The organism is Bradyrhizobium sp., from assembly GCF_035701725.1.
Taxonomy (GTDB): domain Bacteria; phylum Pseudomonadota; class Alphaproteobacteria; order Rhizobiales; family Xanthobacteraceae; genus Bradyrhizobium.
In genome coordinates this window covers 1-8551 of the sequence record NZ_DASSRP010000134.1, presented here as the reverse complement: position 1 = coordinate 8551, position 8551 = coordinate 1, and the positions used below count along the sequence as shown (strand labels likewise).

The window sequence follows — 8551 nt, the reverse complement described above, 5'->3', positions numbered from 1 at the left end:
CCCCAATAGGCTGCATAGCGGCGGCAATCGCCCGCGAAGTCGCCGACGGACATGGGTTCAGCGGCTCGCCAATCCTGAAGGGTTGCGGCCGGCAGCACGCCGGAGGGAAACACAGTCGACACCGCTTCAATCCTTGCACATCAATTCTTGCTCATCAGTTCTTGGGCCTGAGATCGAGGACGCGCTTGGCCTTGCCTTGCGAGCGCTCGATCATGCCGGGGTCGACGATGCGCACGCGCGAAGTCACCCCGACCAACGCCTTGATCAGATGCTCGGCCTTGAGCCGCAGTTGCTCGCGCTCGCCGCTCGCCTCGGAACCTAACAATTGGCGGGTCTCGACGACGACATCGAGCTCGTCGAGCGGCCCGGACCGGCGCAGCTCGAGGACATAATGCGGCGCCAGCCTGTCTTCGCCCGACAGCGCCGCCTCGATCTGGGAGGGAAAGACGTTGACCCCGCGAATGATCAGCATGTCATCGCTGCGGCCTTTGACCCGTTCCATCCGCCGCATGGTCCGTGCGGTCCCCGGCAACAAGCGCGTCAGGTCGCGCGTGCGATAACGGATCAGCGGCAGGCCTTCCTTGGTCAACGTGGTGAAGACCAGTTCGCCCGACTGGCCGTCCGCCAGCGGCGTGCCGGAATCCGGATCGATGATCTCGGGATAGAAGTGATCCTCCCAGATCGTCAGGCCGTCCTTGGTCTCGATGCATTCCTGCGCCACGCCGGGACCCATGACCTCGGACAGCCCGTAGATGTCGAGCGCGTCCAGCCCCATGCGGGATTCGATTTCCTTGCGCATGCTTTCCGTCCACGGCTCGGCGCCGAAAATCCCGGCCCGCAACGAGCAGGCGCTGGCCTTGATCCCCTGCCGGTCGAATTCGTCGGCGATCGCCAGCATGTAGGACGGCGTCACCATGATGATGTCAGGCTGGAAATCGCAGATGATCTGCACCTGCCGTTCGGTCATCCCGCCGCTGACGGGAATGACCGCCGCGCCAAGGCATTCGCCGCCATAATGAGCGCCTAACCCGCCGGTGAAGAGACCATATCCATAGGCGACATGGATCTTGTCGCTCGCGCGGCCACCGGCGGCGCGAATGGAGCGCGCCATCAGCTGCGACCAGGTTTGAATATCGCCTCTTGTATAGGCGACCACGGTGGGCTTGCCGGTGGTGCCGCTGGAGGCGTGGATCCGGATGATGTCATCCATCGGAACCGCCAGCATGCCGAAGGGATAATTGTCGCGCAGATGCTGTTTGGTCGTGAGCGGAAATTTCGAAATGTCGGAAAGCTGCCGCAGATCGTCCGGCTGGACGCCCGCCGCATCGAAGGCCCGCCGATAATGCGGAACCTTTTGGTAGGCGCGGCTGACCGTCTCCTTCAGGCGCGCAAGCTGCAATGAACGTAGCTGGTCGGCGCTGGCAGTCTCGATCGGCTCCAATCCTTGTGCTGCGCCCATCCCGTCACCTCGAAGCGGTTACAGCGTCTCCTGCTTGTGACCGCATTGCTTGCAGGCGAATTTCGCGCGCTTCACCCCCCGCTCGGCGGAGACGCGGTTCGGCGCGCCACATTTTCCGCATACCGCCTCGATGCGGGTATTGCCTTCTTTCACGACCAGCGGCTTGCGCGCCATGGCCTCGCGGATCAGGCGCTCGGCCTCTTCGCGCATCGTCTGCTTCGACATTCGTGACACCTATCCACACCATAGTGGTCCGATTCTAACATTCGCATCCCGTCTCAGCGAACACTTTTGCGCATGTTAGAATCAAAGGACCACTAGCAAATATAAAGTTCTAGTGGAGTTCCGGATTTGACATTCGCTTGTCGGACCCGCGGCTAGGTGGGTAGCTAATGTCAAATCCACTCCACTAGGATGCCGGCTTATAGCATGACAACTGTGTCTGCGGTGCAAACAAAAGAGTCAGGTTTCGACAATCACGTAGTTGTCCTCGACGTGAACTTGAAATGTTTCGGCAACGTAGGGACCCTTGGCGAGCGTTTCGCCGTCCTCGATTACGACCGGGTAGGTCCTGATCTTGACTCGCTTGGGATCGAACCACGACTGACCGTTGCGCATATCGAACTCCCAGCCATGCCAACCACAACGGATCAACTCACCGACTCGCGACCGCTGATAGACGCCCGGTTCCGGCGAGGTCAGCCGCGCGATGCAGGCGGCTCGATCCAGCGGCGCGCCGGCATGCGGGCAGCGGTTGAGAAGAGCAAAGAACTCGCCATTGACATGGAATACGACCACGTCGCGGCCGTCGAGCGTGACCACCTTGTTGCCGCCGGGCGGTATGTCGGAGGTGCGGGCGACGATATGACGGGGCATGGATGGCGATCAGAATTTATAGACGGCGTGCGCGTTGGTCTGGAAGATCTTGAGCTTCTCCGCTTCGCTCAAAGGCGTCTTGAAGGCAAAGCGCGGATCGTCGAAATCCCAATGCGGGTAGTCCGACGAGAACAGCAGCCGGTCGATGCCGACCCACTCGATCAGCGAGCGAAGATGTTTGGCTTCATCCGGCTCGTCGACCGGCTGGGTGGTGAACCAGAAGTGCTCCCGCACATATTCCGATGGTTTGCGCTTCAGATGCGCAACCTCGCTGCGGAAGCGTTCGAAATGCTGGTCCATGCGCCACATGGCGGCGGAAATCCAGCCGAAGCCGCCCTCGATGAAGACGATCTTCAGACGCGGGAAGTGCTCGAACACGCCTTCCAGAACGAGGCTCGCAAGCGTCGCCGCCATCGTATGTGCGTTCGACTGGTGCTCTTCCGCATAATATGACGGCCAGCCGCCGGCCGTCGGCGGATGTCCGCCGTAACCGCCGGTATGAATGCCAATCGGCAGACCGAGCTCTTGCGCGCGCGCGAAGATCGGCCAGTACCGGCGGCGGCCAAGCGGCTCGTTGGCCCGCGGTGAAATGTTGATTTGCAGATACTGGCCGATCTTCGCACAGCGTTCGATCTCGGCGATCGCCAGATCGGCACCGTCCTGCCCGACCAGGATCGAGGGCCTCAGCCGCGGCTCGCGACTGGTCCAATGCGCAAGCTGCCAGTCGTTCACGGCACGCTGGATCGCGGCACCGAGTTCGAGGTCCTGCTGCGAGAAGATGAACATGTCGAGCACTTGCAGCACCCCGAATTCGACGTCGAGCGGATCGAGATACTGCTTGCGCATGAAATGGAGATCGGAGCCGGGAGGACCGCCGGTTGGCGGCCAGGCGTCCCGGCGCGCCAAGAGCGGCGAGGAGCGCGGATAGGGCGTGGTGCCCATATAGGGCGTGCGCAGATGATCGCCGAACGTCTTAAGGTGTTCCTGCCAGCGCTTGGCCATGAACGGGTTGAGGTCGCTCTTGGCATGCAGGCTCGGATGAATATCGCAATCGATGATCCTGAGCCGCGTCCGGGCGGCGGCTTCCCGCTCGAGCAGCGGGCGGTCGATGACTTCACTCATGCGGTCCTCCTCGAAAAGCGAGTTAGCTGGCGTGCGACAGCCGCGGAAAGGTTTCGAGCGGGTTGTCGGCGCACATGCGCGCAACGATGGACGCCGGCAGGTTCGGCGGGATCGCGTCGTCACCGTCGAACTGCCAGTGCGGATAGTCGGAGGCGAACAGGAACATCTTGTCCGAGCCGATCATCTCGATGATGTCGGCGACGTCGGCCGCATCCGGCGGCGCGTCGAAAGGCTGCATGGTGAGGCGAACATGGTCGCGCATGATCGCGGCGGGCTCGCGCTCGACCCATGGCACCTCGACGCGAACGCCGCGCCAGGTCTTGTTGGCGCGCCACATGAAGGTCGGCAGCCAAGTCACGCCGGATTCCATCAGCACGACCTTGAGCTTCGGAAATTTCACGAACACGCCTTCGTAAATCAGGCTGAGCACCTGGGCCTGCAGCGCTTGCGCCTCGGCGAGATAATATTCGTAGCGGTAGCTCGGCCAGCCGACCGAACTCGGCGCCTGCCGGTAGGCGCTGCCGGCGTGGATGGCGATCGGCAGCCGATGCTTCTCGGCGGCCTGCCACACCGGCCAGTAATGCCGCCGTCCGAGCAGGCTTTCGCCCTGCGCCAGCACCAGCACCGAAACGAAACGGTTGTCGCCGGCGCGGCGCTCGATCTCATCGACCGCCAGATCCGGCGCCTGCAAGGGAACCACGATCGAGGCGCTCAGACGGGAATCGCGGCTGAGCCACTCGGCCGCGATCCAATCGTTGATCGCTTTGCAAAATCCGGCGGCCATGTAGGAATCGAACACGGCGGGCGCGCCGTACAGCACATTACAGATGGCGTGGCTTGCGCCTAGCTGGTCGAACGCGCCGCGCTGAACCATAGAAAGGTCGCTGCCCGGTTTACCTTTTTCAGGCCGCCAGTCCGCGCGACCAGACAGCGGCATGTTCGGTGGATAGCTGTTGAGGTCGAGGCCGTCGATTGCGCGGCTCACCACCTGCTCTTTCCAGTGATCGTCGAGATAGGGCAGTAGCGTCGTACGCGTGCCGCCTATCGCGGGGTGGATATCGCAATCGATCCGCGTCGCCGCCATGTTCCGTCCCTGGATCTTGTTGTTGCGGGCCATCCGACGGCCCTGCATTGATTGCAAGTGTGACGCCGCCGCCGTGGCCGCGCAAGAGGCGACATCCGCATCGGCCATGTCAAATACGCTGGGCAAACATGATACGGTGTCCCTCGGGCGTCTCCACCGCCATCTCCCGCCGCCCCCACGGCTTGTTTGCGGGCGCGGTACGAATGCGAGCGCCACGGCTCGCGAATTCATTGTGCAACGTGTCGACGTCGTCGGTTTCGAGGTAACCGAAGTAACTGTGATCGCCGAGATCGCAGGGTTTCATTGCATCCGGACACCGCCCGAGCATCACCCGCACCTGGCCGCGGATGACGCACTGCCAGTTATCACCCTCGTTCCATTCCCTGGCAAAGCCGAGAACGTCGACAAAATAGGCCGTCGAGCCTGCAAGGTCCTGCACCGCGAGCACATAGGCGTGAGGCCGAAGGTCACTTTTGGTCATCTACTCCTCCGCATTGGCTCTCGGGATTTGTTATAAACGCAGTTTCGCTCGTGGCCCGGCTATTGCAAGCTACGGCTGTTGCAAGCCGAGGCGCGTTCGAAAGCGCGACTGTTCCGTTCCCTTTGGAGGCCTCATCATGATCCTGATCCGCGGCGGCACGGTGGTGAACCACGATCATGCGAGGCGTCTGGACGTTCTGGTCGACAACGGAACGGTCGTGGCGCTCGGCCCCTCGCTTCAGGCGCCTACCGGCACCGAGGTGATCGACGCCGGCGGCTGCTACGTGATGCCCGGCGGCATCGACCCGCACACGCATCTCGAGCTTGCATTCATGGGCAGCGTCTCGGCCGACGATTTCGAGTGGGGCACCAAAGGCGCGCTCGCCGGCGGCACCACCATGGTGGTCGACTTCTGCATTCCCGATCCCGGCCAATCGATGCTGGCGGCCTATCAGGACTGGCGGCGCAAATCCGAGAAAGCGGCCTGCGACTACGGCTTCCACATGGCGGTGACATCGTGGTCGAAACAGGTATTCGACGAGATGGAGACCGTCGTCAAAACCTACGGCATCAACACCTTCAAGCACTTCATGGCCTACAAGGGTGCGTTGATGGTCAACGACGATGAACTCTACAATTCGTTCGCGCGTTGTGCTCATCTCGGCGCGCTGCCGCTGGTGCATGCCGAGAACGGCGACGTGGTGGCGCGGATGCAGGAGGCCTTGCTCGAAAGCGGCATGACCGGGCCCGAAGGCCACGCCCATTCACGGCCGCCGCTGGTCGAGGGCGAAGCCACCAACCGCGCCATCATGATCGCCGAGATGACGGGCTCGCCGGTCTATATCGTGCACACCAGTTGCCGCGAGGCGCATGAGGCGATTGCGCGGGCGCGCGCCAATGGACAACGCGTGTTCGGCGAGCCATTGATCCAGCATCTGTTGCTCGATGCGACCGAATACGAAAACAAGAACTGGGACCATGCCGCACGGCGCGTGATGTCGCCGCCATTCCGCGACAAGCGCCATCAGGACAGCCTGTGGGCGGGATTGCAGTCGGGCTCGCTTCAGGTGGTCGCGACCGACCATTGCGCCTTCACCTCGGAACAGAAGCGCCTCGGCCTCGGCGACTTCCGCAAAATCCCGAACGGCACCGGCGGACTTGAGGACCGCATGCCGCTGCTCTGGACCGCCGGCGTCAACACCGGCCGATTGACCAAAGAAGAGTTTGTCGCGGTCACATCCGCCAATATCGCGCGCATTCTCAATATCTATCCGCGCAAAGGCAGACTCGACATCGGCTCCGATGCCGACATCGTGGTGTGGGACCCCAAGGCGAACAAGACCATCAGCGCGGAAAACCAGATCAGCCGCATCGACTACAACGTGTTCGAAGGCTTTGCGTGTGTCGGCGCGCCCATCGCGACCTTGTCGGGCGGGCGGATCGCCTTCATGAGGGGCGAGCTTCGCGCCGAACAGGGGGACGGCAAATATGTCGAGCGGCCGCCGTTCTCAGCCGTTCACGTCGCCAATTCGACCTGGAAGCAGACGATCGCGCCGCGGGCGGTGTCGCGTGCAGATATCACGCCATAGCGGCGCACGTTGAACGCCGCTTCAGATTGACTTCCGTTGTGTACCGGCATCATCAAATATTGTGAGCCGGATCTGGCGCCAAACGGGAGAAGTCGCATGGGGGCTGAGGTTGTCGAGCGGATCAGGCTGTTCCTGATCGAGAGTCCCATCAAGATGACCCGCCTCCAGGGCGTCGGAAATGTCAAAGGCGCGGTCAAGCGCGTCCTGCTCGAGCTCACAGCAAGCGATGGCACCGTCGGCTGGGGCGAAGCGGCCCCATGGGAAGTGTTTACCGGAACGGCGGAAGCAGCTTTCGCGGCGATAGACGTCTATCTGAGTCCGGTGCTGATCGGCCGGCCGATCCGTCGCATCCGCGAGACGATGGCCCTGCTCGACAAGGCCTTGGTCGCCCATACCGAGGCCAAGGTCGCAATCGAGACCGCGCTGTTCGATATTCTGGGCAAGCAGACGGGACTGTCGGTTGCCGACTTGCTCGGCGGCCGCGTGCGCGACACCATCCCGCTCTCGTTCTCGATCGCCGATCCTGATTTTTCGGCCGATCTCGATCGGATGCGGAGCATGGTTCCGGCCGGCAACCTCATCTACAAGGTCAAGACCGGCGTCAAACCCCATCGCGAGGATCTCGCGCATCTGGAGGCGATGCGCGCCGAGTTCGGCGACAGCATCGATCTGCGGCTCGACTACAATCAGGCATTGCAACCGTTCGGCGCGATCAAGATCCTGCGCGATGTCGATGCGTTCCGGCCGACCTTCATCGAGCAACCGGTCCCACGTCCCCACCTGGCGGCGATGACATCCTTTGCCGCGGCGCTCGATACGCCGATCCTTGCCGACGAGAGTTGCTTCGATGCGCAGGATCTGGTCGAGATCGTTCGCCTTCAGGCCGCCGACGCCATCTCGGTCAAATTGATGAAATGCGGCGGGCTCCTCAAGGCCCAAGGGCTGATGGCTATCGCTGACACCGCGGGGTTGCCGGGCTATGGCGGCACCTTGTGGGAAGGCGGCATCGGGCTTGCCGCAGGCACACATCTAATCGCCGCCACGCCGGGAATCTCACTGGGCTGCGAGTTCTACATGCCGCACCACGTGCTCACCGAAGACGTGCTCGAGCAGCGCATCCCGCATCGCGACGGCCATGTCGTCGTGCCGGATGGTCCTGGTCTGGGCATCGCGGTGAGCGACGCGGCGATCCGCGCCAATGCCCGCACGCTGGCCGTGCGCGAGTAAGCCGGCGACATGTGCGACGGGCTTTAGGCCGCGCCGGCCCCCGGAGGCGCAAGGCCACAAAAACCGGCTGACCGGTTAGCCACAGTTCGGCCGCCAACGACGCCGACCGGTTGCGGATCACATGACTGGAAGCCGATGGTGGGCACGACAGGGATCGAACCTGTGACCCCTACCATGTCAAGGTAGTGCTCTCCCGCTGAGCTACGTGCCCTAAAGTCTTGGGTCTCGGGTGAGGGTCCCTATATCGGCTCCGACGCGGGCAGGCAAGATGAGAAGGCTGCGCTTCGGGACCCTTTATGGGCCAATCAGGCCGCCAGCATCTTATTTACTTCGCTGACGAGTTCGCGAAGGTGGACCGGCTTCGACAGCACCTTGGCATTCTTGGGCGCTTCCGAATCGGCATTCAGCGCCACGGCGGCAAAGCCCGTGATGAACATGATCTTGATGTCGGGATCCAGTTCCGAAGCGCGGCGCGCCAGCTCGATGCCGTCCATTTCCGGCATCACGATGTCGGTCAACAGCATCTCGAACGGCTCCTCGCGCAGACGCTGATAGGCCGACATGCCGTTATCATGCGGCGAGACCTGAAAACCGGCGTTTTCCAGCGCCTTGACCAGGAAGCGGCGCATGTCGTTGTCGTCTTCGGCAAGCAGGATCTTGTGCATGGCTGGAATCGTCGAATCCGGTTTGAAAATCACCCCGCCCTACTAAGCC

Annotated in this window: 9 protein-coding genes and 1 tRNA gene; 2 read left to right on the top strand and 8 right to left on the bottom strand. The window is 62.5% G+C overall.

The window, feature by feature from the left end:
• Nucleotides 1-154 precede the first annotated feature (154 nt).
• The 6 genes from paaK to VFL62_RS07605 all read right to left on the bottom strand — a co-directional run bounded on the left by paaK (nucleotide 155) and on the right by VFL62_RS07605 (nucleotide 5022).
• Nucleotides 155-1459 (bottom strand): phenylacetate--CoA ligase PaaK, encoded by a 1305-nt coding sequence (gene paaK / locus VFL62_RS07630; protein WP_325171757.1) that lies wholly within the window; start codon nucleotides 1457-1459, stop codon nucleotides 155-157.
• Nucleotides 1460-1477: 18 nt separating this feature from the next.
• Nucleotides 1478-1684 carry a hypothetical protein gene (locus tag VFL62_RS07625; RefSeq protein WP_325171756.1) on the bottom strand — a complete coding sequence of 69 codons (207 nt, stop codon included), beginning with the start codon at nucleotides 1682-1684 and terminating at the stop codon, nucleotides 1478-1480.
• Between the two features lie 237 nt (nucleotides 1685-1921).
• Nucleotides 1922-2335 (bottom strand): Rieske (2Fe-2S) protein, encoded by a 414-nt coding sequence (locus VFL62_RS07620; protein ID WP_325171755.1) that lies wholly within the window; start codon nucleotides 2333-2335, stop codon nucleotides 1922-1924.
• Between the two features lie 9 nt (nucleotides 2336-2344).
• A complete protein-coding gene (locus VFL62_RS07615; RefSeq protein WP_325171754.1) occupies nucleotides 2345-3457 on the bottom strand; it encodes an amidohydrolase family protein in 1113 nt (370 codons plus the stop codon).
• Nucleotides 3458-3479: 22 nt separating this feature from the next.
• A complete protein-coding gene (locus VFL62_RS07610) occupies nucleotides 3480-4541 on the bottom strand; it encodes an amidohydrolase family protein (RefSeq protein ID WP_325171759.1) in 1062 nt (353 codons plus the stop codon).
• Nucleotides 4542-4650: 109 nt separating this feature from the next.
• Complete coding sequence (locus tag VFL62_RS07605; RefSeq protein WP_325171753.1) at nucleotides 4651-5022, bottom strand: VOC family protein; 372 nt, start codon at nucleotides 5020-5022, stop codon at nucleotides 4651-4653.
• A 133-nt stretch (nucleotides 5023-5155) separates the two neighbouring features.
• Between VFL62_RS07605 and hydA the strand changes: the two genes are divergently transcribed.
• Entirely contained in the window at nucleotides 5156-6610 is a 1455-nt protein-coding gene (hydA, locus tag VFL62_RS07600; RefSeq protein WP_325171758.1) for a dihydropyrimidinase, read from the top strand.
• Between the two features lie 96 nt (nucleotides 6611-6706).
• Nucleotides 6707-7837 carry an enolase C-terminal domain-like protein gene (locus tag VFL62_RS07595; RefSeq protein ID WP_325171752.1) on the top strand — a complete coding sequence of 377 codons (1131 nt, stop codon included), beginning with the start codon at nucleotides 6707-6709 and terminating at the stop codon, nucleotides 7835-7837.
• 136 nt (nucleotides 7838-7973) lie between these two features.
• Here the strand turns inward: VFL62_RS07595 and VFL62_RS07590 are convergent.
• Nucleotides 7974-8048, bottom strand: a tRNA-Val gene (locus tag VFL62_RS07590).
• Nucleotides 8049-8142: 94 nt separating this feature from the next.
• The gene (gene cpdR, locus VFL62_RS07585) at nucleotides 8143-8502 is read right to left on the bottom strand and encodes a cell cycle two-component system response regulator CpdR (protein ID WP_072826226.1); all 360 of its coding nucleotides are present in this window, start codon (nucleotides 8500-8502) and stop codon (nucleotides 8143-8145) included.
• Between the last annotated feature and the right edge of the window lie 49 nt (nucleotides 8503-8551).